The organism is Pseudomonas flexibilis (assembly GCF_000806415.1).
GTDB classification, from domain to species: Bacteria; Pseudomonadota; Gammaproteobacteria; order Pseudomonadales; family Pseudomonadaceae; genus Serpens; species Serpens flexibilis.
In genome coordinates, this window is the sequence record NZ_JTAK01000002.1 from 662,071 (window position 1) to 685,503 (window position 23,433).

Annotated in this window: 23 protein-coding genes and 1 pseudogene; 11 read left to right on the forward strand and 13 right to left on the reverse strand. The window is 66.6% G+C overall.

Annotated elements, in window-relative coordinates:
• Positions 1-22 precede the first annotated feature (22 nt).
• Complete coding sequence (locus tag PT85_RS06880; protein WP_039606245.1) at positions 23-1,792, reverse strand: N-acetylglutaminylglutamine amidotransferase; 1,770 nt, start codon at positions 1,790-1,792, stop codon at positions 23-25.
• Positions 1,793-1,927: 135 nt separating this feature from the next.
• Between PT85_RS06880 and PT85_RS06885 the strand changes: the two genes are divergently transcribed.
• A complete protein-coding gene (locus PT85_RS06885) occupies positions 1,928-2,392 on the forward strand; it encodes a MarR family winged helix-turn-helix transcriptional regulator (RefSeq protein WP_027589153.1) in 465 nt (154 codons plus the stop codon).
• A gap of 139 nt (positions 2,393-2,531) precedes the next feature.
• Here the strand turns inward: PT85_RS06885 and PT85_RS18520 are convergent, their stop codons facing one another.
• Together PT85_RS18520 and PT85_RS18525 are read right to left on the reverse strand one after the other, a co-directional pair.
• Positions 2,532-3,416, reverse strand: a complete 885-nt coding sequence (locus PT85_RS18520) for a methyl-accepting chemotaxis protein (RefSeq protein ID WP_407681081.1) — start codon at positions 3,414-3,416, stop codon at positions 2,532-2,534.
• Positions 3,396-4,151, reverse strand: a pseudogene (locus PT85_RS18525) (HAMP domain-containing protein); the annotation flags it as partial. The pseudogene PT85_RS18525 and the gene PT85_RS18520, both read right to left, overlap by 21 nt.
• Before the next feature lie 322 nt (positions 4,152-4,473).
• Here PT85_RS18525 and PT85_RS06895 point away from each other — a divergent pair.
• From PT85_RS06895 to PT85_RS06925, 7 genes are all read left to right on the forward strand, one after another.
• Positions 4,474-5,583, forward strand: a complete 1,110-nt coding sequence (locus tag PT85_RS06895; protein ID WP_051587315.1) for a WD40/YVTN/BNR-like repeat-containing protein — start codon at positions 4,474-4,476, stop codon at positions 5,581-5,583.
• A 14-nt stretch (positions 5,584-5,597) separates the two neighbouring features.
• Positions 5,598-7,976, forward strand: coding sequence for an efflux RND transporter permease subunit (locus PT85_RS06900; RefSeq protein ID WP_039562763.1), 2,379 nt, complete (start codon positions 5,598-5,600; stop codon positions 7,974-7,976).
• A 143-nt stretch (positions 7,977-8,119) separates the two neighbouring features.
• Positions 8,120-8,551 (forward strand): YybH family protein, encoded by a 432-nt coding sequence (locus tag PT85_RS06905; protein WP_027589150.1) that lies wholly within the window; start codon positions 8,120-8,122, stop codon positions 8,549-8,551.
• A 10-nt stretch (positions 8,552-8,561) separates the two neighbouring features.
• Positions 8,562-9,038 carry a VOC family protein gene (locus tag PT85_RS06910; protein WP_039562762.1) on the forward strand — a complete coding sequence of 159 codons (477 nt, stop codon included), beginning with the start codon at positions 8,562-8,564 and terminating at the stop codon, positions 9,036-9,038.
• Between the two features lie 188 nt (positions 9,039-9,226).
• Positions 9,227-10,399: an efflux RND transporter periplasmic adaptor subunit gene (locus PT85_RS06915; RefSeq protein WP_052199861.1), complete on the forward strand. Its 1,173-nt coding sequence runs from the start codon at positions 9,227-9,229 to the stop codon at positions 10,397-10,399.
• Between the two features lie 3 nt (positions 10,400-10,402).
• Entirely contained in the window at positions 10,403-11,623 is a 1,221-nt protein-coding gene (locus PT85_RS06920; protein WP_039606247.1) for an ABC transporter permease, read from the forward strand.
• Positions 11,616-12,320: an ABC transporter ATP-binding protein gene (locus PT85_RS06925; RefSeq protein ID WP_039606248.1), complete on the forward strand. Its 705-nt coding sequence runs from the start codon at positions 11,616-11,618 to the stop codon at positions 12,318-12,320. Before PT85_RS06920 ends, PT85_RS06925 begins: the two co-directional genes overlap by 8 nt.
• A 5-nt stretch (positions 12,321-12,325) precedes the next feature.
• On the opposite strand, the gene PT85_RS06930 is transcribed toward PT85_RS06925, so the two are convergent.
• The 3 genes from PT85_RS06930 to PT85_RS06940 all read right to left on the reverse strand — a co-directional run bounded on the left by PT85_RS06930 (position 12,326) and on the right by PT85_RS06940 (position 14,826).
• Positions 12,326-12,739, reverse strand: a complete 414-nt coding sequence (locus PT85_RS06930; protein ID WP_039606249.1) for an IrmA family protein — start codon at positions 12,737-12,739, stop codon at positions 12,326-12,328.
• A gap of 53 nt (positions 12,740-12,792) precedes the next feature.
• Positions 12,793-13,725, reverse strand: a complete 933-nt coding sequence (locus PT85_RS06935) for a DUF808 domain-containing protein (protein ID WP_027589144.1) — start codon at positions 13,723-13,725, stop codon at positions 12,793-12,795.
• A gap of 138 nt (positions 13,726-13,863) precedes the next feature.
• Positions 13,864-14,826, reverse strand: coding sequence for a LysR family transcriptional regulator (locus tag PT85_RS06940; protein ID WP_027589143.1), 963 nt, complete (start codon positions 14,824-14,826; stop codon positions 13,864-13,866).
• A gap of 102 nt (positions 14,827-14,928) precedes the next feature.
• On the opposite strand from PT85_RS06940, the gene PT85_RS06945 reads away from it, so the two are divergent.
• Positions 14,929-15,684, forward strand: coding sequence for a sulfite exporter TauE/SafE family protein (locus PT85_RS06945; RefSeq protein ID WP_039562757.1), 756 nt, complete (start codon positions 14,929-14,931; stop codon positions 15,682-15,684).
• Between the two features lie 193 nt (positions 15,685-15,877).
• Here the strand turns inward: PT85_RS06945 and PT85_RS06950 are convergent, their stop codons facing one another.
• Positions 15,878-16,738 carry a LysR substrate-binding domain-containing protein gene (locus PT85_RS06950; protein ID WP_039606250.1) on the reverse strand — a complete coding sequence of 287 codons (861 nt, stop codon included), beginning with the start codon at positions 16,736-16,738 and terminating at the stop codon, positions 15,878-15,880.
• Positions 16,739-16,834: 96 nt separating this feature from the next.
• Between PT85_RS06950 and PT85_RS06955 the strand changes: the two genes are divergently transcribed.
• Entirely contained in the window at positions 16,835-17,074 is a 240-nt protein-coding gene (locus PT85_RS06955; RefSeq protein WP_074467485.1) for a DUF1127 domain-containing protein, read from the forward strand.
• Positions 17,075-17,177: 103 nt separating this feature from the next.
• On the forward strand, positions 17,178-18,098 hold the full coding sequence (locus tag PT85_RS06960) for a DMT family transporter (RefSeq protein WP_027590496.1): 921 nt from the start codon (positions 17,178-17,180) through the stop codon (positions 18,096-18,098).
• Here PT85_RS06960 and PT85_RS06965 read toward each other — a convergent pair.
• The 6 genes from PT85_RS06965 to PT85_RS06990 all read right to left on the reverse strand — a co-directional run bounded on the left by PT85_RS06965 (position 18,088) and on the right by PT85_RS06990 (position 23,127).
• Positions 18,088-18,396: a PhlB family protein gene (locus PT85_RS06965; protein ID WP_027590495.1), complete on the reverse strand. Its 309-nt coding sequence runs from the start codon at positions 18,394-18,396 to the stop codon at positions 18,088-18,090. The genes PT85_RS06960 and PT85_RS06965 overlap by 11 nt on opposite strands.
• 257 nt (positions 18,397-18,653) lie before the next feature.
• The gene (locus PT85_RS06970) at positions 18,654-19,430 is read right to left on the reverse strand and encodes an outer membrane protein OmpK (protein ID WP_039606252.1); all 777 of its coding nucleotides are present in this window, start codon (positions 19,428-19,430) and stop codon (positions 18,654-18,656) included.
• 119 nt (positions 19,431-19,549) lie between these two features.
• On the reverse strand, positions 19,550-20,254 hold the full coding sequence (locus PT85_RS06975; RefSeq protein ID WP_027590493.1) for a succinate dehydrogenase iron-sulfur subunit: 705 nt from the start codon (positions 20,252-20,254) through the stop codon (positions 19,550-19,552).
• A gap of 81 nt (positions 20,255-20,335) precedes the next feature.
• The gene (locus tag PT85_RS06980; protein ID WP_052237624.1) at positions 20,336-21,043 is read right to left on the reverse strand and encodes a hypothetical protein; all 708 of its coding nucleotides are present in this window, start codon (positions 21,041-21,043) and stop codon (positions 20,336-20,338) included.
• 268 nt (positions 21,044-21,311) lie between these two features.
• Positions 21,312-22,601, reverse strand: a complete 1,290-nt coding sequence (locus tag PT85_RS06985) for an MFS transporter (protein ID WP_039606253.1) — start codon at positions 22,599-22,601, stop codon at positions 21,312-21,314.
• Between the two features lie 187 nt (positions 22,602-22,788).
• Positions 22,789-23,127: an FKBP-type peptidyl-prolyl cis-trans isomerase gene (locus PT85_RS06990; RefSeq protein WP_027590490.1), complete on the reverse strand. Its 339-nt coding sequence runs from the start codon at positions 23,125-23,127 to the stop codon at positions 22,789-22,791.
• Positions 23,128-23,433: the final 306 nt, after the last annotated feature.

Below are 23,433 nucleotides of genomic sequence, written 5' to 3' on the forward strand. Positions count from 1 at the left end.
GGGGGTGTCATCGAGGTCACGTTTACAGTCCTTGTTCACTGAGCCACAGATTCAGGGCGGCCAGCTGCCAGAGCTTGGAGCCGCGTAGCGGGGTGAGTTGTCCCTCGGGGTCTCTGAGCAGGCGATCCAGCATGCGGGTATCGAACAGGCCGCGATCCTGGCCGGGGTCCAGCAGCAGGCTGCGCACCCAGTCCAGGGTGGCGCCGTCCAGGTGCTTGAGGCCGGGCACCGGGAAGTAGCCCTTGGGACGGTCGATCACCTCGGCGGGAATGACCTTGCGCGCCGCTTCCTTGAGCACATGCTTGCCGCCGTCGGGCAGCTTGAAGCGCGCCGGGATGCGCGCCGACAGTTCCACCAGCCGGTAGTCGAGGAACGGCGTGCGCGCCTCCAGGCCCCAGGCCATGGTCATGTTGTCGACGCGCTTGACCGGGTCGTCGACCAGCATCACGGTGCTGTCCAGGCGAAGCGCCTTGTCCACTGCCTCGCTGGCGCCGGCGGCGGCGAAATGCGCGGCGACGAACTCGGCGGAGAAGTCGCGGCTGACCCAGGCCGGCAGCACGGTGGCGCGGTACTCGTCGAAATCGCGGTCGCGGAAGGCGCGCAGGTAGGCGTCCAGCGGATCGCTGGCACCGTTCACCTGCGGGTACCAGTGGTAGCCGGCGAACAGTTCGTCGGCGCCCTGGCCGCTCTGCACCACCTTGCAGTGCTTGGCCACCTCGCGGGACAGCAGGTAGAAGGCGATGCAGTCATGGCTGACCATCGGCTCGCTCATGGCGCGGAAGGCCGCCGGCAGCTCGCTGAGGATCTCCGCTTCCTGGATGCGCAACTGGTGATGATCGGTGGCGAAGCGCTGGGCGATCAGGTCCGAGTAGACGAACTCGTCGCCGCGCTCGCCGCCGGCGTCGGCAAAGCCGATGGAGAAGGTCGAGAGGCGCTCCACGCCGACCTCGCGCAGCAGCGCCACCAGCATGCTGGAGTCCACGCCGCCGGAGAGCAGCACGCCGACGTCCACGGCGGCGCGCTGGCGCACCGCGACGGCGTCGCGCAGGCTGTCCAGCACGCGATCGCGCCAGTCTTCGAGGGCGAACGCGCGCTCGGCCTCGTGCGGGCCGTAGTCGAGCTGCCACCAGGTGTGCTGCTCGCAGTTGCCCTGCGCATCGATGCGCATCCAACTGGCCGGCGGCAGCTTTTCCACCCCCTTGAGCAGGGTGTGCGGCGCCGGCACCACGGCGTGGAAGCTCAGGTAATGGTTGAGGGCGACCGGGTTGATGGCGGTGTCGATGTCGCCGCCCTGCAGCAGCGCCGGCAGGGTCGAGGCGAAGCGCAGGCGCGCGCCGGTGCGCGACAGGTATAGCGGCTTGACGCCCAGGCGATCCCGGGCGATGAACAGCCGCTGGCGGTCACGCTCCCAGATGGCGAAGGCGAACATGCCGTTGAGCTTCGGCAGCAGGGCTTCGCCCCAGGCGTGGTAGCCCTTGAGCAGCACTTCGGTGTCGCCACCGGAAAAGAACTGGTAACCGAGGCTTTCCAGCTCGGCGCGCAGTTCGGGGTAGTTGTAGATGGCGCCGTTGAACACCATCGACAGGCCCAGGTCCGGTGCACTCATGGGCTGTCCGGACGCCTCGTCGAGGTCCATGATCTTCAGGCGGCGATGGCCGAAGCCCAGTGGCCCCTGGCTGTGGAAGCCGCACGCGTCGGGACCGCGCGGGGCGAGGTGGTGGGTGATACGGGCGAGGGCGGCGAGATCCGCCGGCTGCCCATCGAAACGTAGTTCTCCTGCGATGCCACACATGACCTTACCGGTTCTCCGTTGGGGTATGGGGTGGGTTGAGGTTCCTTTTTACCTAAGCAAGAAAAATACTTTCATGTCAAACCTTATTCTGGTCTATTGGTCTGATAAGGTCTGGGTTAGTGGGTAAATATAGTTATGACTGAAACTAATAAGGCCCTCGATGATGGCTATGCGGTGTCCATCTACCAGGCCTTGCGGCGCCTGCAGCAGGCGGCCGAGGTGCATGCCAAGCGGCTGTCGCGCTACGGCGGGATGACCCCTCTGCAACTGCTGATCCTGCAGACACTGGCGGTACGGGATCAGTTGACCGCCAGCCAGTTGTCGCGTTGCGTCAGCTTGTCGGCTGCGACCTTGTCCGGGGTGCTGGAGCGCCTGGAAGGGCGCGGGCTGGTCAGCCGCACGCGCGACGAGCAGGACCGCCGCCGGCACTGGCTGCGCCTGGAACCGGCGGGGCGGGCGGCGCTGGCCGAGGCGCCGTCACTGCTGCCGGCGCATGTGCTGGAACGGTTTGCGGAGCTGGAGGAATGGCAGCGCCACGCGCTGCTGGCCGGCCTGCTGCGCGCCGCCGACCTGTTCGAGGCGCCGGAAGAGGAGGAATAGGGCGCGCCTCGCGGCGCGTTGGCGTCGAGTGTCCGGCGTGCACCTGGCAATCGAAGGGCGGTCAACGCGACGCGTTGGCCGCCATGGGGTGCGGCGCTGCACCCAGTGGCGGCCGACCGCGCTACGTGGCCAGCTGGCCTCAGAGCTTGAAGCGCGCTACCAGACGGTTGAGCTCCGTGGCCAGGCGCACCAGTTCGTCGCTGATCTGTGCGCTCTGGCTGGCCTCGTGGGAGGTGGCGTCGGCGCTGCGGCTGATGGAGATGATATTGCGGTTGATCTCCTCGGCTACGGCACTCTGCTCCTCGGCCGCGGTGGCCACCTGGGCGTTCATGTCGTTGATGGTGGTGACCTCGCTGGCGATGCGCCCCAGGCTCTCGGCCGCGCGACTGACCTGTTCGGCGCCGCTGCGCGCCTTGTCCTGCGCGCCTTCCATCGCGTCCACCGCGTCGTCCACGCCTTCCTGCAGGCGCTCGATCATGGTCTGGATCTCTTCGGTGGACTTCTGCGTGCGCGAGGCCAGGGTGCGTACTTCATCCGCCACCACGGCGAAACCGCGACCGGCCTCGCCGGCCCGCGCCGCCTCGATGGCCGCGTTGAGGGCCAGCAGGTTGGTCTGCTCGGCAATGCCCTTGATCACGCCGACCACCGCGCCGATGTTGTCGCTGTGGCTCTCCACCTGACGGATCACCCCGGCGGCCTTCTCGATCTCGCGGATCAGCGCCTCGATGCCCTTGAGCGCCTCGTCGGCCACCTGCACGCCGTTGCGCGACTCGTCCTCGGCGCTGCGCGAGGCGGCGGCGGTCTGGGTGGCGTTGCTGGCCACTTCCTGCACGGTGGCGCTCATCTCGTTCATGGCCGAGGCCACCATGTCGGTTTCGCTGCGCTGTTCGTTGACGGCGCCAAGGGTCTTTTCGGACACCTGCGACACCCGTCCGGAGACCTCGCCCAGCTGGCTGGTCACCCCGGCCACCGCACCCAGGCTATGGCGGAACTTGCCGATCATCTGGTTGAAGGCATGACCCATGGCGCCGATCTCGTCGACGGTCTTCACCTCCACGCTGCGGCTCAGGTCCTCGTCGCGGGTCATGGCTTCCATGGTGTGACGCATGTCGACGATGCGGCGGATGATCACCCGGCGCACGGTCCAGATCATGATCCATAGCCCGGCGACCAGCAGCAGCAGTTGGATCAGCGCGGAAACCAGGATGTTGCGATCCACCTGGGCGTCCAGCTTGGAGAGGTCGTAGCTGATGCGCACCGCGCCCACCACGGCATCTTCCGGCACCTGGTGGCACATCAGGCAGTTGGTGCCGCGATAATCCTTCTGCGCATGGATCGGGTTGACCACGGTCAGCACCCGACCCTTGTCGGTCTCGGTGATTTCCATGATCGCCTCGCCGTTCAGGGCGCGACGGTCGAATTCATCGGCGGGCGCCTGGTGATCGAAGCCGGGACCGAAGACCTTGTTGATCTCCTCGTCGCGGATGATGCGCGCCTCGATGATGCCCGGGCTGGCGAGGATCTTGTCGCGCAGGATGCCGCGCTGCGCCATGGTCCCGGTGAGCATGCTGGTGTTGATGAAATCGAAGTAGGTGTCGGCGGTGTCGCGGGTGCGCTGCTCCATCACCTGCTGGATCAGGTTGCGCTCGTTGTTCGCGGAGTAAATCAGCGAAGCCAGCATGAGCAGACCCAGCACCAGCAGCATGGCCAGGTTGATCTTGGTCTGCACGGACATCTGATGTTTGACGGCGTTGCTCATGGTGCTCCTTGAATCTCCGGGCCCGCCGGCCTGGAGGAGAAGGTCTTGGGTGGCGAACCGGGCCGATCAGATGGCTTATCGGCAGCGATGCCGAGGGCTTGAACAGCTTCGATGTTCTCGGCGGTCGATGATATTAAACCAATGGCCATTGCAGCCGGATGTACGCGCGGGGACGATGCGCGTCACGCCGTGGAACACTCTGCGCACAGGCTTACAAAACATAACGATCAGTCGATTGTCAGCGCTTTGCGGCGCTGTCTAGGATACCGACGACCATCCCCGACAGAGGGCTGGCCCACAATAACAATAAGGAGAAAGGTCCATGAGTGAGCCCAAACGGCGCACACAGGCGGGTTCGTGCGGGTATTCCCCCCGGCGGCCGACAGTCTCGTCATTCCTGTCGCTGCGCTCAGTGCTCGCCCTGTGCGGTATTCTCGCCGGCCTGCCGCTGGCCGCCATCCCTGCCCAGGCGCAGGATGATGTCGTGCAGTATTCCATCGAATCCCCCAAGGCCGTGCAGGGCCTCGTCCTGGACATCGCCCACGCCGGCAAGCGCCTGGTGGCCGTCGGCGAGCGGGGCCACATCCTCTATTCCGACGACAGCGGCCGCAACTGGATCCAGGCCCGCGTGCCGACCCGCCAGCTGCTGACTGCCGTCACCTTCGTCGATGAGCAGTACGGCTGGGCCGTCGGCCATGACGCCCTGATCCTCGCCACCCAGGACGGCGGCGCCACCTGGGTGCAGCAGTTCGAGGACCGCGAGCGCGAATCGCCGTTACTGGACATCTGGTTCCGTGACCGTCAGTACGGGCTCGCCGTGGGCGCCTACGGCGCGCTGCTGGAAACCCGTAACGGCGGCCGTAGCTGGGACGACGTCAGCGACCGTCTCGACAACGAGGACGGCCAGCACCTCAACGGCATCGCGGCGGTCAAGAACGCCGGCCTGGTGATCGTCGGCGAAATGGGCGCACTGTTCCGCTCCGCCGACTGGGGCCAGAGCTGGGAGCGCCTGGAAAGCCCCTATGAAGGCACCCTGTTCGGCGCCCTGGGCACCGCCCGCAACGACACCCTGCTGATCTACGGCCTGCGCGGCAACCTGTATCGCTCCGCCGACTTCGGCGACACCTGGCGCGCCGTTTCGCTGCGCAGCGCTGCCGGCGAGCTGGTGTTCGGCCTCAACGGCGGCACCCTGCAAGGCGATGGCACCCTGGTGCTGGTGGGGCATGGCGGCAGCGTGCTGTCCAGCGTGGATGACGGGCGCAGCTTCACGGTATTCAACCGTCCGGATCGCCAGTCGCTCTCCTCGGTCGCCGATGACAGCGCCGGACGCCTGGTGCTGGTCGGCCAGGGCGGCATCCATGCCACCGGCCTCACCGCCGAGCAGATTGCCGACAGGCCGGTCGCCGGCACGCCCGCTGCCAAACAACAATAAGAGCGAGTATTCACATGTCCAGTCATCGCCAGAATCGTGCCGGGCTGCTTGAGCGGCTGATCTTCAACAACCGCCCCGTGGTCATCCTGCTGTGCCTGCTGGCCACGCTGTTCCTGGCCTGGCAGGCCAGCCAGATTCGTCCCTCGACCAGCTTCGAGAAGATGATCCCGCTGGAGCACCCCTACATCCAGAACATGATCGAGTACCGTGACGACCTGGCCAACCTGGGCAACACGGTGCGCATCGCGGTCGCGGTGAAGCAGGGCGACATCTTCAACGCCCAGTACATGGAAACGCTGCGGCAGATCCATGACGAAGTCTTCTACATCAATGGCGTCGACCGCTCTGCGCTGAAGTCGCTGTGGAGCCCCAGCGTGCGCTGGACCGAGGTGACCGAAGAGGGCTTCGACGGCGGCGAAGTCATCCCGCAGAGCTATGACGGCTCCCGGGCCAGCCTCGACGAGCTGCGCTCGAACATCCTCAAGTCCGGCCAGGTCGGCCGCCTGGTGGCCAACGATTTCCGTTCCAGCATCGTCGATGTGCCGCTGCTGGAGGTGTTTGCCGATCCGGAAGACCAGAGCCGTCTGCTCAACCTGGACTACCGCGAGTTCTCCCACGCGCTGGAAGAGAAGATCCGCGACAAATACCAGGCCCAGGACCCGAACGTGGAAATCCACATCGTCGGTTTCGCCAAGAAAGTCGGCGACCTGATCGACGGCCTGGTGGCGGTGGTGATGTTCTTCGGTGTCGCCTTCCTGATCACCATGGTGCTGCTGTACCTGTTCACCCACTGCTCGCGCAGCACGGCGGCGGTGCTGATCACCACCCTGATCGCCGTGATCTGGCAGCTGGGCCTGATGAACCTGGCCGGCTTCGGTATCGACCCGTACTCGATGCTGGTGCCGTTCCTGATCTTCGCCATCGGCATTTCCCACGGCGTGCAGAAGATCAACGGCATCGCCCAGCAATCCAGCGGCACCGACAGCCCGCTGACCGCCGCCCGGCTGACGTTCCGCCAGCTGTTCCTGCCCGGCATGATCGCCATCCTGGCCGACGCAGTGGGCTTCATCACCCTGCTGATCATCGACATCGGCGTGATCCACGAACTGGCCATCGGCGCCTCCATCGGCGTGGCGGTGATCGTGTTCACCAACCTGATCCTGCTGCCGGTGGCGATTTCCTACCTGGGCATCAGCAAGCGGGCCGTGCAGCTCAGCAAGCAATACGCCGCCAGCAATCACCCGTTCTGGCGCCTGCTGTCCAACTTCGCCAATCCGGTGGTGGCGCCCATCTCCGTGGTGCTGGCGCTGGTGGTGGCCATTGGCGCGTTCTGGTACCAGAAGGAAAACCTGCAGATCGGCGACCTGGACCAGGGCGCGCCGGAACTGCGTCCGGACTCGCGCTACAACCAGGATAACGACTACATCATCCGCCACTACTCGACCAGTTCCGACGTGCTGGTGGTCATGGTCAAGACCGGTGCGGAGGGCTGCTCGGCCCACCAGACCCTGTCGGCCATCGACGAGCTGATGTGGAAAATGGACAACACCCCCGGCGTGCAGTCCGCGGTGTCGCTGGTCAGCGTGTCCAAGCAGGTCATCAAGGGCATGAACGAGGGCAGCCTCAAGTGGGAGACGCTGTCGCGCAACCAGGACGTGCTCAACAGCTCCATCGCCCGCGCCGAAGGCCTGTACAACAACGCCTGCTCGCTGGCCCCGGTGCTGATCTTCCTCGAGGATCACAAGGCCGCGACCCTCAAGCGCGTCACCGCCGAGGTGGAAGCCTTCGCCGCGCAGTACAACCGTGACGGTCTGGAGTTCCTGCTGGCCTCCGGCAATGCCGGCATCGAGGCGGCCACCAACGAGGTGATCGCCAGCTCCGAGCTGACCATCCTGATCCTTGTCTACCTGTGCGTGGCGGGCATGTGCCTGATCACCTTCCGCTCGATTGCCGCGACCATCTGCATCGTGCTGCCGCTGATCCTCACCTCGATCCTCGGCAACGCGCTGATGGCCTTCCTCGGCATCGGCATGAAGGTGGCGACCCTGCCGGTGATCGCCCTGGGCGTGGGCATCGGCGTGGACTACGGCATCTACATCTACAGCCGTCTGGAAAGTTTCCTGCGCGCCGGCCTGCCGCTGCAGGAGGCCTACTACGAAACGCTGAAGTCCACCGGCAAGGCGGTGCTGTTCACCGGCCTGTGCCTGGCGGTGGGTGTGGCGACCTGGATGTTCTCGGCCATCAAGTTCCAGGCCGACATGGGCCTGATGCTGACCTTCATGTTCATCGTCAACATGTTCGGCGCCCTGTGGCTGCTGCCGGCCCTGGCGCGTTTCCTGATCTCCCCGCAGCGTCTGGCGGGCAAGGAGGGTGGTTCGCTGTTCGCGCACTGATCGGCAGCGTCGTACCCGAAAAGACCGCGGCTCCGGCCGCGGTCTTTTCGTTTCCGTCCGTCTCCAGCGTGGAATGCGGCAGTCCACGCGCCATCCAATCTGGCCTACGCATACGGCGGCACCACGCCGCCAGGAGGTCAGCCATGACAGCCGAGCATTCCGAAATCCGTGCCTTGATCGAACGCTGGGTCAGCAGCGTGCGCCGGCGCGATCTGGAGGGCATCACTGCCACCTACGCGCCGGACGTCGTGGCGTTCGACGCCATCGGGCCGCTGCGCTTCACCGGCCGGGCCAGCTACCGCGAGCACTGGCAACGTTGCCAGGAGCAGGTCAGGGGCGAGCCGCTGCTCGAAATGAATGACCTGCGCATTGAGCAGGACGGGGCGCTGGCCTGCGCCTATGGGCTGTGTCACTGCGGCTGCGCCAATGAAAAGGGCGAAATGGAAAGCGCCTGGATGCGCTTCACCCAGGTGTTGCGGCGCATCGACGGGCAATGGTTGATCGTGCACGAACACTGGTCCGCACCGTTCGATCCGCAGAGCGGCCAGGCCCACTTTGATCTGCAACCCGAATGAGGATCCCCCCATGACCCAGGCAATCCCCAACGAGTACCCCGGCCTGATTCCCTACCTGAGCATTCGCGGGGCCGCGCAGGCCATGGAGTTCTATCGGAAGGCCTTCGGTGCAGAAGTTGCCTACCGCATCAACGGCCCCGAAGGGCGACTCGGCCATGCCGAACTGCGGGTCGGCAAGGCCTGTTTCATGCTCGCCGATCCCTGCGATGCCAACAGCCACATGGCTGCCGCCCCCGAGCATTCCAGCGCCATCAGCCTCTATTTGTATGTGGAGGACGTCGATACCTGTTTCGCCCAGGCCCTGACCGCCGGGGCCGAGCAACTGATGGCGCCGCAGGACATGTTCTACGGCGACCGCAGCGGCATGCTGCGCGACCCTTACGGTTTCGTGTGGAACCTGGCCAGCCATGTCGAGGATGTCGCCCCCGACGAGCTGGAACGCCGTGCTGCCGAGATGTTCACCCAGCCGCCGCCGGGCACGCCCTGAGCGAAGCTGTTAGGCCGGGCCGGGGCACATCCGGCGAGGTTTGCGGCGGCCAGAGCGAGCGGTGTTCCTGGGAGCGGCTCTCTAAAAGCAGACGACGGGCGCAGCCGTGCAATCCCCCCGGCGGCTGTGTAGGCTAGCCGCTGGTCGGCGCGCTTCGCGCCGAGTGCTGGAGTTTTCTGCTCGTGCGCATTGCCTCCAAGACGCTGCTCCGCGTGCTGCTCGCCCTGCTGCTGCTGGCTCTGTTGCTGTGGTTCTGGCGACCCTGGCAGGGGCCGCTGGTCACCGGCTACCAGCTGGAGGAACGCGCGCTGGTGCAGCGGGTGGTGGCCAGCGGCGAGGTCTCCAGCCAGTCGCTGGCGCGCATCGGCAGCGAGCTTACGGGGGTCGTGAAGGCCCGCCATGTACGCGAAGGCGACCGCGTCGAAGCCGGAGACCTGCTCATCGAGCTGCGCGACGACGAACAACAGGCTCGCCTGCGCGAAGCCCAAGCCGCGCTGCGCCAGTTGATCGATTCCAGCCGCCCGCAGGCCGAGGCACTGCTGCGTGATACCGAAAGCCAGCTGGCCCAGGCCAGCCGCGAGCGCGAGCGTCGCGAAACCCTGTTCGAGCGTGGTCTGCTGTCCGCCGAGGCCCGTGAACAGGCGCGGCGCGCTGAACTGACCAGCCGCGTAGCCCGTGACCGCGCCCGTCTGCAGCGCGACGCGCTGGCCGAGGGCGGCAGCGAGGAACAGCAACTGCGCCAGCGCCTCGAACAGGCGCACGTCGCCGTGGCGCGCACGCGCATCCATGCCGCCCACGCAGGCACCGTGCAGAGGCGCAATGTCGAGCCCGGCGATCTGGTGCGCCCCGGCGACCTGCTGCTGGAGATCGCCCGCGCCGACAGCCGCGAGATTCTCCTGCCGCTGGACGAGAAAAATCTTGGGCCGGTGGCCCTCGGCCAGCCGGCCTGGGTGATCCCCGATGCCTGGCCCGAGCGCGTGCTCAACGCGCAGGTCAGCTACCTGGCCCCCGCCGTGGACCCCAACCAGGGCACCCTGGACGTTCACCTGGAACTGCTCGACGAGGCGGATTTCCTGCGCCAGGGCATGAGCGTGTCGGTCAACATCGAAACGGCGCGCCGCGAGCGCGCCCTGGTGATCGGCAACGATGCCCTGCTCGGTCGCGAAGGTGGTCAGGCGCAGGTACTGCGGGTCGCCGCCGACGGCACGATCGAACGGGTAGGGGTGCGCCTGGGCCTGCGCAGCGTGGCGCTCAGCGAGGTGCTGGACGGGCTGCAGGCGGGCGATCGCGTGCTCAACGTGAATGCCGAGCCGGGCCGCCGGGTGCGTGTCGACCTGCTGCCGCTGCCGGGCGCGGAGTGAGCCATGCGCTGGCTGGATGCGCTGTGGCTCGAATGGAAGATCGCCCTGGCCTTCCTGTTCGACAACAAACTGCAGACCCTGCTGATCATGGTGGGCATCGCCGTGGGCTCGGCGGTGATCGTGTTCATCACCGCGCTGATCACCGGCCTGCAGGCCAACGTCATCGAGCGCACCCTGGGCACCCAGGCGCACCTGAAGGTGCAGATGCCCGATGACGCCAACCGGGTGCTGCCCGCGCCGGATGGCGCCGTGGCCCTGGTGCTGGAAAGCCCGCGCGCCCAGCGCCTGCGCTCGCTGAGCAACTGGCAGGCGCTGCGCGACCTGCTGGACGGCCAGCCGCAGGTACTGGCGGTATCGCCGCTGGCCACCGGCCCGGCCATCGCCCGGCGCGGCCTGGCACGCGCCTCTGTGGCGTTGATGGGCATCGACCCGGACCGTTACCAGCGCATCGTGCCCGTGGCCCGCGACCTGGTGGCCGGCCGCTTCAGCATCGAGGGCGATCAGGTGGCCATCGGCAGCGAGCTGGCCAAGGACCTCGGGCTGAGCGTTGGCGACAAGCTGCGCCTGGACGGCGGCCAGGGCCGCGAGCTGATCATGCGGGTGGCCGGCATCTTCGAGCTGGGCGTGCGCGAGCTGGATTCCCGCTACGTCTACCTGGACCTGCGCCAGGCGCAGATCCTCCTCGACCTGCCGGGCGGAGTGACGCAGATCGACCTGACCGTGGAGGAGATCTTCGCCGCCGAGGAGATTGCCGAGCGCCTGGCGCGGCTCACCGGCATGCAGGCGGAAAGCTGGATGGCCACCAATGGCCAACTGCTCAACGCCCTCAGCTCGCAGACCATGACCACCCAGATGATCCGCATCTTCGTCGGCCTGTCGGTGGCGTTCGGCATCGCCAGCGTGCTGGCGGTCAGCGTGGTGCAGCGCACCCGCGAGATCGGCATCCTGCGCGCCATGGGCAGCGCGCGCCGGCAGGTCATGCGCGTGTTCCTGTTGCAGGGCGGGCTGCTCGGCCTGGCCGGCTCGGCCCTCGGCGGGCTGGTGGGCTGGGCGCTGGTCATGGTCTTCAACCTGATGGGCCCGGGACTGTTCTTCGTGCAGGTGCCCACCGGGCTGGTGCTGTCGGCGATGGGCGTGGCAACCCTCACCGGCGTGCTGGCGGCCGTTGCGCCGGCGCGGCGCGCGGCCCGTTACGATCCGGCGGTGGCGATCCGTTATGTCTGATACGCAGGAGGTGCTGCGCCTGGAAGGGCTGCGCAAGGTCTACAACCCCGGCACCCCGCAGGAGCTGGAAGTGCTGCACGGCCTGGACATGCGCCTGGCGCGCGGCGAGCTGACGGCGTTGATCGGCCCCAGCGGCTCGGGCAAGAGCACGCTGCTGAATGTCATCGGCCTGCTGGACTCGCCCAGCGCTGGCGAGCTCTACCTGCTCGGCCAGCCGACCCGCACGCTGGACGACGAGGCGCGTACCCGCCTGCGCAACGAGGCCATCGGCTTCGTATTCCAGTTCCACCACCTGATCTCGGCCTTCAGCGTGCTGGACAACGTGCTGATGCCGCTGATGATCCGCCACGGTAAGCCGGAGCCGGCCGATGTGCAGCTGGCCGAGCAGTTGCTGGTCCAGGTGGGCCTCGAAGGCTTTGCCGGCAAGCGCGCCGGGCAGCTGTCCGGCGGTCAGCAGCAGCGCGTGGCCATCGCCCGCGCCCTTGTGACGCGCCCGGCGCTGCTGCTGGCCGACGAACCCACCGGCAACCTGGATACCCGCACGGCGGAGCAGGTGTTCGAGCTGTTCCGCGAGATCAACCGCGAGTTCGGCTGCGCCGTGCTGGTGGTCACCCACGACCCACGCCTGTCGGCCAGTTGCCGGCGCAGCATCGAGCTGGTCGACGGGCGCATCGTGCGGGATACGGGCGTGGCGTAGGGCGTTCAAAACCGAATCGGCAACGGCCGGAAATCGCGCGGGGTCAGGCTGTGGGTGGCCAGCAGGTCGATCATGCGGCCATCCAGCCGGGCAGTGGCCTCCTCGATCTGAATGGTGAGGTTCTCGGCGCACACGGCCTCGCCTTCCAGGAAGGCATCGGCATAGCGTTCGGCGGACGACTGGCCGAACTGGTCGATGGCCAGCTCGCCTTCCAGCACGGTCTCGCCCTCCGGGGAAAGCGCCTTCACGGCGACACGCAGGTCGGTGATCTCGTGCAGGCCGCTGTCGAAGGAAAACACCGCCGAGCACTGACCCTGGCCGGCCCAGATGGTGCTGGAATGCCAGAATTCGACCGCTTGCGTCAGGTTGGGCAGCCCGAGGGTGAGCAGGCTGACGGCGAGGATGAGGGGGCTACGCATCGGGGACTCCTGTTCTTGTTCTTCACTGAACCCACGAAACACTGCGGCGGCCCTCACTGGCCGGCCGGACGATGAAACTGCTTGCCGATCGCCAGCAGACCGACGATCAGCGCGCCGACGAGGATGCCGAACAAGGCGGCAAGCAAGGTCGGTGCCAGAAACGCCAGCACCTCGCCGGCCGGCAGCGCGGCAGTGCGTTGGGCGAGCTGATCGATGACGCGCTGCACGGGTGGCAGGCCATGCACGAGGATCGCGCCGCCGACCAGGAACATGGCGGCGGTACCGGCCACGGAAAGCCCCTTCATCAGCCACGGGGCGGCGCCGAGGATGCCGCGGCCCGCGCGTTGCGCCAGTGACGAGGCACTCTGGCTGAGGTACAGGCCCAGGTCGTCCAGCTTGACGATGCCGGCCACCAGGCCATACACGCCCACCGTCATGGCCAGGGCGATGCCGGACAGCACCAGCACCTGTTGCACGAAGGGGGCGCCGGCCACGGCGCCCAGGGTGATGGCGATGATTTCCGCCGAAAGGATGAAGTCGGTGCGGATCGCACCCTTGATCTTGTCCCGCTCGAAGGTCTTCATGTCCACCGCCGGGTTGGCGACCGCTTCCAGGCGCTGGTCGTGGTCGCTGGCGTCCTCGTCGCGGCTGTGCAGCAGGCGGTGGGCGATCTTCTCGAACCCCTCGTAGCAGAGGAAGGCGCCGCCGAGCATCAGCAGCGGCGTGATCGCCCAGGGTGCGAAGGCGGCGATCAGCAGGGCGGCCGGGACCAGGATGGCCTTGTTGAGCAAGGAGCCCTTGCACACCGCCCAGACCACCGGCAGCTCGCGGTCGGCCTTCACGCCGGTGACCTGTTGGGCGTTGAGTGCCAGGTCGTCGCCCAGCACCCCAGCGGTCTTCTTGGCGGCCACCTTGGTCATGACCGAGACGTCGTCGAGCAGGGTAGCGATGTCGTCGAGCAGGGCAAGCAGGCTGGAACCGGCCACGGTGGATCCTTGCAATGAATGGGGGCGACCGCATGGTCACGGGATGGAGCGCGATTTTGCTCCGTTGGATCACGCCCCGGCAGGCAGCGTTCAATTTTATGTGAAGGCTGTCACATCCATGGCGCCAGAAGTCCGGCTTCAGGTGCCGTGCGTCAGTAGGCGCTCTTGCAGCATGCGGTCCCACGGCGGCAGCTCGCCGAAGCGTTCTTGCAGGAAGGCCAGCAGCAGGCGGGTGCGCGACTGGGTCTCGCGGTTCAGGTTCAGGGCATAAATGCTGCTCGGTTCCGGGCGGGGCAGGCCATCGGGGCAGAGCAGGGGGACCAGCTCACCGCGCAGCAGGTGTTCGCTGACCAGCCAGGTCGGCAGATGGGCGATGCCCAGCCCGGCCACCGCGCCGAACAGCAGGGTTTCGGCGTTGTTGGTGGTCATGCGCTGGCGGCGCGGCCGGCACAGCTGGCGCTGGCCATTGATCTCGAAGCGCCAGGCGTACTGCGGTGTCAGGCCATCCCAATCCAGGCCGTCGTGGTCGACCAGTTCCAGCGGCGAGCTGGGCGCGCCGCGGCGCTCCAGGTAGGCCGGGCTGGCGCACAGCACCCGCACCAGCGGCGCCAGAGGCGTGGCGATCAACCGGGTATCGGCCAGCGGGCCGATGCGCAGCACCAGGTCCACCTCACCCAGGTGATCGCCGCGCAGGTCGACGAAGCTGTCGATCAGCCGCAGCTGCACGTCCAGGCCCGGGTAGAGGGCCAGGAAATCGGCGATCACCGGCGCCAGCCGGCGACGCCCGAAGGGGGCCGGGGCATCGATGCGGATGCGCCCCTCGGGCGCACTGCTCAGGGAAACCGCCTCGGCGCGGGCCTGGCGCAGTTCATCGAGGATTCGCTGTGCCCGTTGCGCAAAAGCCAACCCTGCCGGGGTGGCGCGCACGGCATGGGTGCTGCGCAGGAACAGGCTGCTGCCCAGGGCCTTTTCCAGGCTGTCGATGCGTCGCGCCACGGCCGAGGGCGTCAGCGGATGCCGGCGCGCGGCGGCGGAAAAGCTGCCGCATTCCAGAACATCGAGGAAGATCGCCAGCTGATCGGTGAGTTGATCCGGGTTCATGAAACGGTGCCTTTGCGGATTGCGCAAAGCCATTGTGCGCGGCATCCCGTTTCCCGGCCAGTGGGTCGTGGCTAGCATGGCGGCCCTGCGACTGGAGGCACCATGCAATTCCTCGATTTCTCCCTCAATCTGATTCTCGGCCTGCTGCTCGGTACGGTCGGCGGGCTGTTCGGCATCGGCGGCGGCCTGATCGCCATCCCGGCGCTGGGCATCCTGTTCGGCCTCGACCAGCAGATGGCCCAGGGCACCGCCCTGGTGATGGTGGTGCCCAACGTGCTGCTCGCGGTATGGCGTTACAACCAGCGCAACCGCATCGACCTGCGCTACGCGCTGGCGCTGGGCATCACCAGCTTCCTGTTCGCCGTCATCGGCGCGAAATGGGCGGTCAGCCAGGACCCGCGCCTGATGCGCCAGGCCTTCGTGGTGTTCCTGTTCCTGCTCGCCGCCTACAACCTGCTGCGCATCTATTACCGCCCGCAGGCCGGCAGCACCGAGCTGCGTTACCCGTGGCCCTGGCTGGCGCCGCTGGGCGCGGTGGCCGGCCTGGCCGGCGGCCTGCTCGGCGTGGGCGGGGCGGTGGTGGCCACGCCGGTGCTGACCAGCGTGTTCGGCACCACCCAAGTGATGGCGCAGGGACTGTCGCTGGCCCTGGCCATTCCCAGTACCTCGGTGACGCTGGTCAGCTACGCCTGGCATGAACAGGTGAACTGGGCGATGGGTATTCCCCTGGCCATCGGCGGCCTGCTCAGCATCAGCTGGGGCGTGAAGATCGCTTATGGCCTGCCGGAGCGGCGGCTGAAGCTGCTGTTCTGCGGTTTCCTGGTGGTGTGCGCGGTGGGGCTGGCGTTCAAGGTGTGAAGTCGCGACGGTAGGGCGGTCAGTGCTTTATCTGGCCGCTGTGGGGGCTCCTCGGTGGACAAGGAAAACGTTGTCCACCCTACGCCTGGCTGGAACCCCGGTGCGGGTAGACGTAAAACGTCAGTGCTTTATCTGGCCGAGGTGGGGGCACCTCGGTGGACAAGGAAGGCGTTGTCCACGCTACGCCGGCTCCCTACAGCCGGAAGCCTTCGACGATATGTTCGGCCATGGTTTCGGTCACCGGGTTGCTGCGGCTGCGGCTGCGGTTGCGCAGCAGCACGATGCTGGAGGTGGGTAGCTCCGGCAGGCCGCTGCCGGCATCCAGCACGCGCAGCTCCGTGGGGATCACGCTCTGCATCTGCGCGCTGATCGCCAGTCCGGCGCTGACGATGGCCAGGATCGCCGCCAGGCTCGGGCTGGTGTAGGCGACCCGGTAGTCGATTTCCCGCGCATCCAGTGCGTTGCAGGCCCAGGCGCGACAGAAGCAGTCCTCGTTGAACATGGCCAGCGGTATCGGCCGCTGGGCATGCACATCGAAGCCCAGCGCGCCCACCCATAGCATGCGGTCCTGGCGCAGCAACTGGCCGATCTCCTCGCCGGGCTGGCGGGTGACGATGGTCAGGTCCAGATCCTGGCGCTGCAGCAGACGCGCGGACGGGTCGCAGTGCACCTCCACCTGCACCATCGGATAGCTCTGCGCGAAGCGCGACAGGATGCCGGGCAGAAAGCGCATCACGTAGTCGTCCGGCGTGCCGATGCGCACCGCGCCGACCATGTGCGGCTCGCGCAGGGTGTTCATGACTTCCCCATGCAGCTTGAGAATGCGCCGCGCGTAGCCGAGCAGCACCTGGCCCTCGGCGGTCAGCCGCACCTGGCGCCCGTCGCGCTCGAACAGCCGGCGCTGCAGCACGTCTTCCTCCAGGCGTTTCATCTGCATGCTGATCGCCGACTGGGTGCGGTTCACCGACTCCGCCGCGCGGGTGAAGCCGCCGTGATCGGCGATGGCCACGAAGCTGCGCAGCAGTTCGGTATCGATGGCGGGATAGTGGGCCATTGATCAACCTCCGAGATGTGAGGCATCAGAAACATTCGTTGGATTGATCGTAGGCCCGGCGCAAGACTGTCGCCAACCCCACGGGAGGGCAGACCGATGAAAACTTCACACGTCGTCATGGACGTCCTGCACACACCTCGGGAAGAGGGCATTTCCCTACTCCATCGCGCCCAGCGACTGCTGCGCCAGCTGCGGCGCTGGAAGACGCTGCACGACCAGCGTCACCAGCTCGCTTCACTGAGCGATGCCATGCTCAAGGACATCGGCCTGAGCCGCGCGGATGCCGAGCGGGAGGCGAGCCGCCCGTTCTGGGACGACCCCGGCAAGCCGCTGTGAGTCGCCGGGTGATTGGCAACCGCCAGTCGTTCTGGAATGATGCGCGCCGACTGAACGGAGCCGCCCTGGCTCCGTTTTTTTTATGGGTGATCGGGAGGTCGGCATGAGCGTGGCCCGCAAAGGCGCGGATGGGTTTCTGGTCCAGCTGATGGTGCTGCTGTGCGCCCTGTGGGGCTTTCAGCAGGTGGCGATCAAGCTGGCCGCGCCGGACCTGTCGACCCTGCTGCAGGTGCTGCTGCGCTCAACCATTGCCGCTCTGCTGGTGGCCACGCTCATGCTGCGTCGGGACGACTGGCGCCAGGTGTCGTTCACCTGGTTGCCAGGCCTGCTGGCCGGCGGGCTGTTCGCCCTGGAATTTTTGTTCATCGCCCTGGGCCTGCGGCACACCACGGCGTCGCGCATGGCGGTGTTTCTCTACACCTCGCCGATCTTCTCGGCGCTGACCCTGCACCTGCTGCTGCCCGGCGAGCGCCTGAACCCGCTGCAATGGCTGGGCATCGGCCTGTGCTTCACGGGGCTGGCAATCGCCTTCGGGCTGAGCGGCGAGGGCGGTGGCGACGCGCAATGGCTGGGCGATCTGTTCGCCCTGCTGGCGGGTTTCGCCTGGGGCATGACCACCGTGGCGGTACGCTGCTCCAGCCTTTCCGAGGCGCCGCCGGGGCTGACCCTGTTCTATCAGTTGGCGGTGTCCGCCGTGCTGTTGCTGGGCTTCGCCGTGATGCTCGGCGCGTTCGAACCGCTGAACGTCACCGCGATCGCCGTGGCCAGCGTGCTGTTCCAGGGCGTGATCGTCTCCTCATTCAGCTATTTCGCCTGGTTCTGGCTGATGCGCCGTTACCTGGCCTCGCAACTGGCGGTGCTGTCCTTCATGACGCCGTTGTTCGGCGTGCTGTTCGGGGTGCTGATTCTCGATGAGCCGCTCACTGCCGGCTTCCTGATCGGCACCGCGCTGGTGCTGGCGGGCATCAGCCTGGTCAGCGGCGCCGACTGGCTGCGCCGGCACCTGCGCGGCGTCAGCGCCTGAACAGCAGGCGCAGGGCCTGGCGCGGCGAACAATCCTTGAGGACGTTGGCCTTGCGCAGGATCCACAGGCCCAGCCCCACCAGCAGCAGCGCGAGCGGGCAGACGGCCGGGCGCGCGGCGATCAGCAACAGACTGCTGAAGATCAGCATCAGGGCGAAGAACTTCAGTTCAAAGGCGCTGCGTTCCTGGTCCCAGTTCGGGCTGAGGCAGAACGGGCATTCGCTGTGGCCGTGATGAACGCGCGGCACCATGAGCCGACCGCATTGCTTGCAGCGCACGTTGTGGGGGGAGTGATCCATCTCGGGTTACCTGGGTTGAGGCCATCGTCCATGTTCCAGTTCATTGCCGGGCCCGCAGTGCAATAGCCTGACAATGGACATGGATATTGTGCCGCCAGGCTCGTCAGCCAAAAGTGGCTTTTTGCCGCATCGGCGTTGGCACGCCTGTTCCGGGCCGCCGACACGTCGGCGCTAACGCAAAGAGCCGGCGCGATGCCGGCTCTTTGCGGTGGTGCGTGCCTCATTGGCGGCCCGAAAGGCGCGGACCGCCCTACGACTCAGAAGTGCAGTTTCACCAGCAGGCTGGCGGTGTTCTGGTCGGTCTCGAAGGCAGGGCTGTCCTCGATGCCGTACTTGTTCTTCCAGTAGTCGTACTCGATACCCACGTACAGCTGTTTGGCGCTCAGGCTCAGGGCCTTGCCCAGGTCGTACTTGATCTGCGGGTTGAAGTGCAGGTTGTTGCGGTAGTTGTCTTCGTTGCCGACCACCCAGTCGATGAATCCGTCGATCACCAGGTCGGAGTTGCCGACCGGCAGGGTGTAGCTCCACACGGGGGTGATCTGCCACAGGCCTTCGTCATCGCCCTTGACGCTGCTATCGGTGTGGCGGCGATAGAGGTTGACCTGGAAGTAGTCGAAGCCGGGGATGGCCAGGTCGAAGCCCGGGCCGATCAGGTAGTTCTTGATGTCGCCTTCGCCGAACTCGTAGGTGGCGGCCAGCAGTACGTCCGTTACCGGGCCGGCCTTCAGGTTGGCGCCGGTCAGCTTGCCGAACGACAGGCGCGGCGAGAATTCGCCGTAGTAGGTGGTGTCGTCGCCTTCGCTCACATCGGAGTAGTGGATGGTGTCGACGAAGAAGAACACATCACCGAAGCTCCAGCCGCTGGCGTGTTCGAAGGTCAGGGTCTGTTGCTTTTCCGGGTTGACCTTGAAGTTGTCGCCATACAGGACGGTGAGGCTGTTGTTCTGCCACTGCAGCAGGTCGGCAGCGTTGGCCTGGGCGCAGGCCAGGGTGGTGCAGCCCGCCAGTAGCGAGGCGGTGAGGAAACGGGACATGAAATACTCCTGGATAGATACGTCCCGGGCACGTATGGCCCGGCCTCGACTACGAGGCGGGGCGCATTCTATACGTCTCGCTGTACGGATGGCTGCGACATCGTGACCGTTGTGGCGGGTCAGCTGCCGCGCTGCATCAACTCCCGGCGGATATGCCCGATGGCGCCCATGGGGTTGAGGCCCTTCGGGCACACCCAGCTGCAGTTGCCGATGCTGCGGCAGCGGAACAGGCTGAACGGATCGTCCAGCGCCGCCAGGCGTTCGGCCGTGGCCTGGTCGCGGCTGTCGACGATGAAGCGCCAGGCCTGCAACAGCCCCGCCGGGCCGATGTACTTCTCCGGGTTCCACCACCAGGACGGGCATTGCGAGGTGCAGCAGCCGCAGAGGATGCACTCGTACAGACCGTCCAACCGGGCGCGCTGCTCCGGCGATTGCAGGCGCTCGATGGCCGGGGCGGGCTCGTCGTTGATCAGCCAGGGGCGGATGCGCTCGTACTGGCGGAAGAACAGGCTCTGGTCGACCACCAGGTCGCGGATCACCGGCATGCCCGGCAGTGGGCGGATCGTCAGGCGCGCCCCGTCCAGCACCTCGGCAACCGGGGTGATGCAGGCCAGGCGATTCTTGCCGTTGATGTTCATGCCGTCCGAGCCGCATACGCCCTCGCGGCAGGAGCGCCGGTAGACCAGGGAAGTGTCCAGCTCGTGCAGGTGCTCCAGCACGTCGAGCACCATGCGTGCGCGGAACTCCTCCGGCACCGGGAACACCTGCATGCGGGGTGCGCGGTCCTGCTCCGGGTGGTAGCGGTAGATGTGCACCTCGATCATGGTGCTTCCTCTGTGCGGGCGGTCGCGGCATTGGGCGCCGCCGGCCCGGCAAGGTTCACGCCGGGCGACAGGCAGGCCGGATCAGGCCTCGTTGGCTCCCAGCGCGTCGGGGCACAACGGGATTTCCTTCAGGCGAAAGCCCTCGCGGCGACAGCCCCGCGTGTTGAGCAGCAGGTAGCGGCCCAGCAGGTGCAGCACATAGATCGAGCCGAAGATGCGGTAGCCCAGGCGCAGGCAGGACTTGAGCGAGTCGAGGTTGTGCGATTCCACATAGGCCACCAGGCCGGCCTTCCCGCAGCGCTGGTACCACTGCAGCGCGCGGTTGATACCGATCGGGTACAGGCGCAGGCCGCGGTGTTCGGCGCGGGTCATGCCCTTGTACATGTAGACGTAGCGGGTATCGAACTCCAGCAGCAGTTGCGGCGGATGGATCCGCGTCGGCTGCAGGGAATACCAGCTGTACGCGGCCAGGCAGCCGTCCTTCAGGATGGCGTAGCAGCGGTCGCCCTTGGCCAGCGCCTCGTCGAGGAAGTCGCCGTCCAGCTCGTTGCGCGGGTCCATGGCGTAACGGCGCAATTGTGGCTCGCTGAGAAAGCCGCAGGTGTAGCCGGCCGGGCAGGCGAGGTACGCCTGGTTGACGTGGTGCAGGTACATTCCGCGCAGGATTCTGAACAGGGCGAACTTGTTGATGACCTTTATCATCAGCAGGTAGAGGGTGCGATACAGGCCGTGGCGCTGCAGATCGAGTCGCAGCCGGCGCAGGGCACGCTGCTGGGGCATGGTTTCCATATTGGCCTCGTGGCATCGGACGGAACATGCGACTCCCGACGCCAGGGCACTCCCGCCCAGTAACGTTTCACGAGCCGCTCCTTGGCCCCGCCCGGGTGGGCGGGTGGCTCCTGCTGCCGCGCCGAGTATGCACGCGTGCGTCGCAAGGGCCGGGCTGTATGAGCCGCTCGCCGGAAAAAAATTCCCGTTGGAATAAAGAAATGTGAATTGATAGCCCCTTGCGATAGCTCCACCGAACATTCGGTCGGGTCTGCGCGCCGCGAAGGACTCAGGCCGGCTTTTCGTCCGCCGGCGCCGCAACGTCCAGGTCCTGCAGGTCGGCGCCGCCCGTTTCCTGCTCGGCCTCCTGGGCTTCCGGCATCATCTCCAGCACGGTGGGCGTGGTGTTCACTAGGGTGACGTGATGGGCCTGGCGCCTGGCCTGCTCGCGCACCTGGTGCATGCGCAGCAGCGTGAACAGCGCCAGCAGGCCCAGGATCAGGGTGTGGTACAGCGGCAACCCCGGCGCGCCCAGCCAGTGCATCAGCGCACCGGCCAACACCGGCCCGAAGGCCGCGCCCAGGCCGTTGAGCACCAGCATGCCGGAAGACCCGGCCAGCACGTCCTCGGGGGCCAGGCGGTCGATCATGTGGGTGACCGCGATCGAATAGGTGGAAAAGCTCAGGCCGCCCCACAGGAAGGCCGCCACCCACAGTGGCGCGGCGGCCGGCAACAGGCTCATGGCCAGCGAGACCAGCGCCGCCAGACCGGTGATCCACAGCAGCACCAGCGGGCGCGGGTAGCGGTCGGAAAGGCGTCCGATCGGCCACTGCAGCAACGCGCCGCCCAGCACCGTCAGGCTCATCAGCGAGGCGATGTCCGCCGTTTCGAAACCGCGTTGTCCGGCATACACCGGCGCCATGCCCCAGAAGGCGCTGAGCGCCAGGCCCGACAGCACGGAGGCGGTCACCGCCAGCGGCGATTTGCGCGCCAGTTGCACCAATCTGATGCTGGGCACATCGGGCAGGGTGGGTTGGGCATGGCGGGTGAGGGTGATCGGGAGGGTGGCCGCGCTGATCAGGATCGCCGCCAGCGCGAACAGGAAGAAGGTCATGATGCTGCCCAGCTGCAACAGCTGCTGGGCGACGGTCAGCGCACCGAGGTTGACGAACATGTACACGGCGAACACCTGGCCGCGTTTCTCGCCGGTGGCGTCGGCGTTCAGCCAGCTCTCGATGACCATGTACAGGGTCACCAGCGCGACGCCGAGCAGCACGCGCAGCAGCAGCCACGCCCAGGGGTTGACCACCATGGCGTGCAGCAGGGCGATGATGCAGGCCAGGGCGCCGCAGAAGGCGAAGGTGCGGATATGACCGATGCGGCGGATCAGCGGCGCGGTCAGCCATGAACCGAGCAGGTAGCCGGCAAAGTACCCCGACATCATCAGGCCCAGCAGGCTCTCGGAGAACCCTTCGGCCAGTCCGCGCACGGTGATCAGGGTATTGAGCAGGCCGGTGCCGAGCAGCAGGAGGGCAACACCCTGGAGCAGGGAAATGGCCGAGGGGAGGGCAGCGTACATGGATGAATCCCGGTCGGTGCGCGCGACGCACTGAACGTCTCGCCTTGGCGAGCGCTCATCAGGTCGCGGTGCTCATTGGTTGCGAGGCTTCCCGCGGGAGACGTGCGAAGGCCTCCACCCCGGGAAGCGGACCTAAGCTCTGAGCCTGCCGGGCGCGCTCAGTTCCGGGCCATCCGTGTCGGAGCGCTCAATCGTCCCGGGTCAGCACTTCCAGCAGCTCGATCTCGAATACCAGGTTGGCATTGGCCGGAATGCGCCCGACCTGTCGCTCGCCATAGCCCAGATGGGCCGGCACGAACAGCTTGCGCTTGCCGCCCACGCGCATGCCCATCAGCCCCTGGTCCCAGCCCTTGATGACCCGGCCGGTGCCAATCACACACTGGAACGGGCGACCCTTCTCCACCGAGGAATCGAACACCGTGCCGTCTTCCAGCCAGCCGGTGTAATGGGTGGTGATCAGCGCGCCCTTGACCACGGCCTTGCCGTCGCCGGGCTGGAGGTCTTCGATCTGCAGTTCGTTGCTCATGGCGAATGCCCTGTGGGATTGAAAAGGCGTGCGTTTTCGCAGGAAACGCAGTGCAGGGCAAGGGTGCCACCCTGTCGGTTGTTTGCCCCCGGCGCGGCGCGTTACCCTCCGGGCATCTCCGCTGGCAAAGGGAATTGCTGTCTTGCTGCGCACCTTACACCGTACTTCTCCTTCGCACTTCCACGGTTGCCACCGCCGTGCTCCATGCCGGCACCGGCAGCTGCCGCCTGCGTGATAGATCGACGTCACGCGAATACGGTGTGTCGGTGAAAAGCTCGGGTAAATGGTTGGGTGGAGAAGGATTTT

Excerpts from the sequence above, each read along its gene's own strand:
- PT85_RS06880 (WP_039606245.1), bottom strand. The coding sequence starts at position 1,792 with ATGTGTGGCATCGCAGGAGAACTACGTTTCGATGGGCAGCCGGCGGAT.
- PT85_RS06885 (WP_027589153.1), top strand. The coding sequence starts at position 1,928 with ATGACTGAAACTAATAAGGCCCTCGATGATGGCTATGCGGTGTCCATC.
- PT85_RS18520 (WP_407681081.1), bottom strand. The coding sequence starts at position 3,416 with ATGGGTCATGCCTTCAACCAGATGATCGGCAAGTTCCGCCATAGCCTG.
- PT85_RS06895 (WP_051587315.1), top strand. The coding sequence starts at position 4,474 with ATGAGTGAGCCCAAACGGCGCACACAGGCGGGTTCGTGCGGGTATTCC.
- PT85_RS06900 (WP_039562763.1), top strand. The coding sequence starts at position 5,598 with ATGTCCAGTCATCGCCAGAATCGTGCCGGGCTGCTTGAGCGGCTGATC.
- PT85_RS06905 (WP_027589150.1), top strand. The coding sequence starts at position 8,120 with ATGACAGCCGAGCATTCCGAAATCCGTGCCTTGATCGAACGCTGGGTC.
- PT85_RS06910 (WP_039562762.1), top strand. The coding sequence starts at position 8,562 with ATGACCCAGGCAATCCCCAACGAGTACCCCGGCCTGATTCCCTACCTG.
- PT85_RS06920 (WP_039606247.1), top strand. The coding sequence starts at position 10,403 with ATGCGCTGGCTGGATGCGCTGTGGCTCGAATGGAAGATCGCCCTGGCC.
- PT85_RS06925 (WP_039606248.1), top strand. The coding sequence starts at position 11,616 with ATGTCTGATACGCAGGAGGTGCTGCGCCTGGAAGGGCTGCGCAAGGTC.
- PT85_RS06930 (WP_039606249.1), bottom strand. The coding sequence starts at position 12,739 with ATGCGTAGCCCCCTCATCCTCGCCGTCAGCCTGCTCACCCTCGGGCTG.
- PT85_RS06940 (WP_027589143.1), bottom strand. The coding sequence starts at position 14,826 with ATGAACCCGGATCAACTCACCGATCAGCTGGCGATCTTCCTCGATGTT.
- PT85_RS06945 (WP_039562757.1), top strand. The coding sequence starts at position 14,929 with ATGCAATTCCTCGATTTCTCCCTCAATCTGATTCTCGGCCTGCTGCTC.
- PT85_RS06950 (WP_039606250.1), bottom strand. The coding sequence starts at position 16,738 with ATGGCCCACTATCCCGCCATCGATACCGAACTGCTGCGCAGCTTCGTG.
- PT85_RS06955 (WP_074467485.1), top strand. The coding sequence starts at position 16,835 with ATGAAAACTTCACACGTCGTCATGGACGTCCTGCACACACCTCGGGAA.
- PT85_RS06960 (WP_027590496.1), top strand. The coding sequence starts at position 17,178 with ATGAGCGTGGCCCGCAAAGGCGCGGATGGGTTTCTGGTCCAGCTGATG.
- PT85_RS06965 (WP_027590495.1), bottom strand. The coding sequence starts at position 18,396 with ATGGATCACTCCCCCCACAACGTGCGCTGCAAGCAATGCGGTCGGCTC.
- PT85_RS06970 (WP_039606252.1), bottom strand. The coding sequence starts at position 19,430 with ATGTCCCGTTTCCTCACCGCCTCGCTACTGGCGGGCTGCACCACCCTG.
- PT85_RS06975 (WP_027590493.1), bottom strand. The coding sequence starts at position 20,254 with ATGATCGAGGTGCACATCTACCGCTACCACCCGGAGCAGGACCGCGCA.
- PT85_RS06980 (WP_052237624.1), bottom strand. The coding sequence starts at position 21,043 with ATGGAAACCATGCCCCAGCAGCGTGCCCTGCGCCGGCTGCGACTCGAT.
- PT85_RS06985 (WP_039606253.1), bottom strand. The coding sequence starts at position 22,601 with ATGTACGCTGCCCTCCCCTCGGCCATTTCCCTGCTCCAGGGTGTTGCC.
- PT85_RS06990 (WP_027590490.1), bottom strand. The coding sequence starts at position 23,127 with ATGAGCAACGAACTGCAGATCGAAGACCTCCAGCCCGGCGACGGCAAG.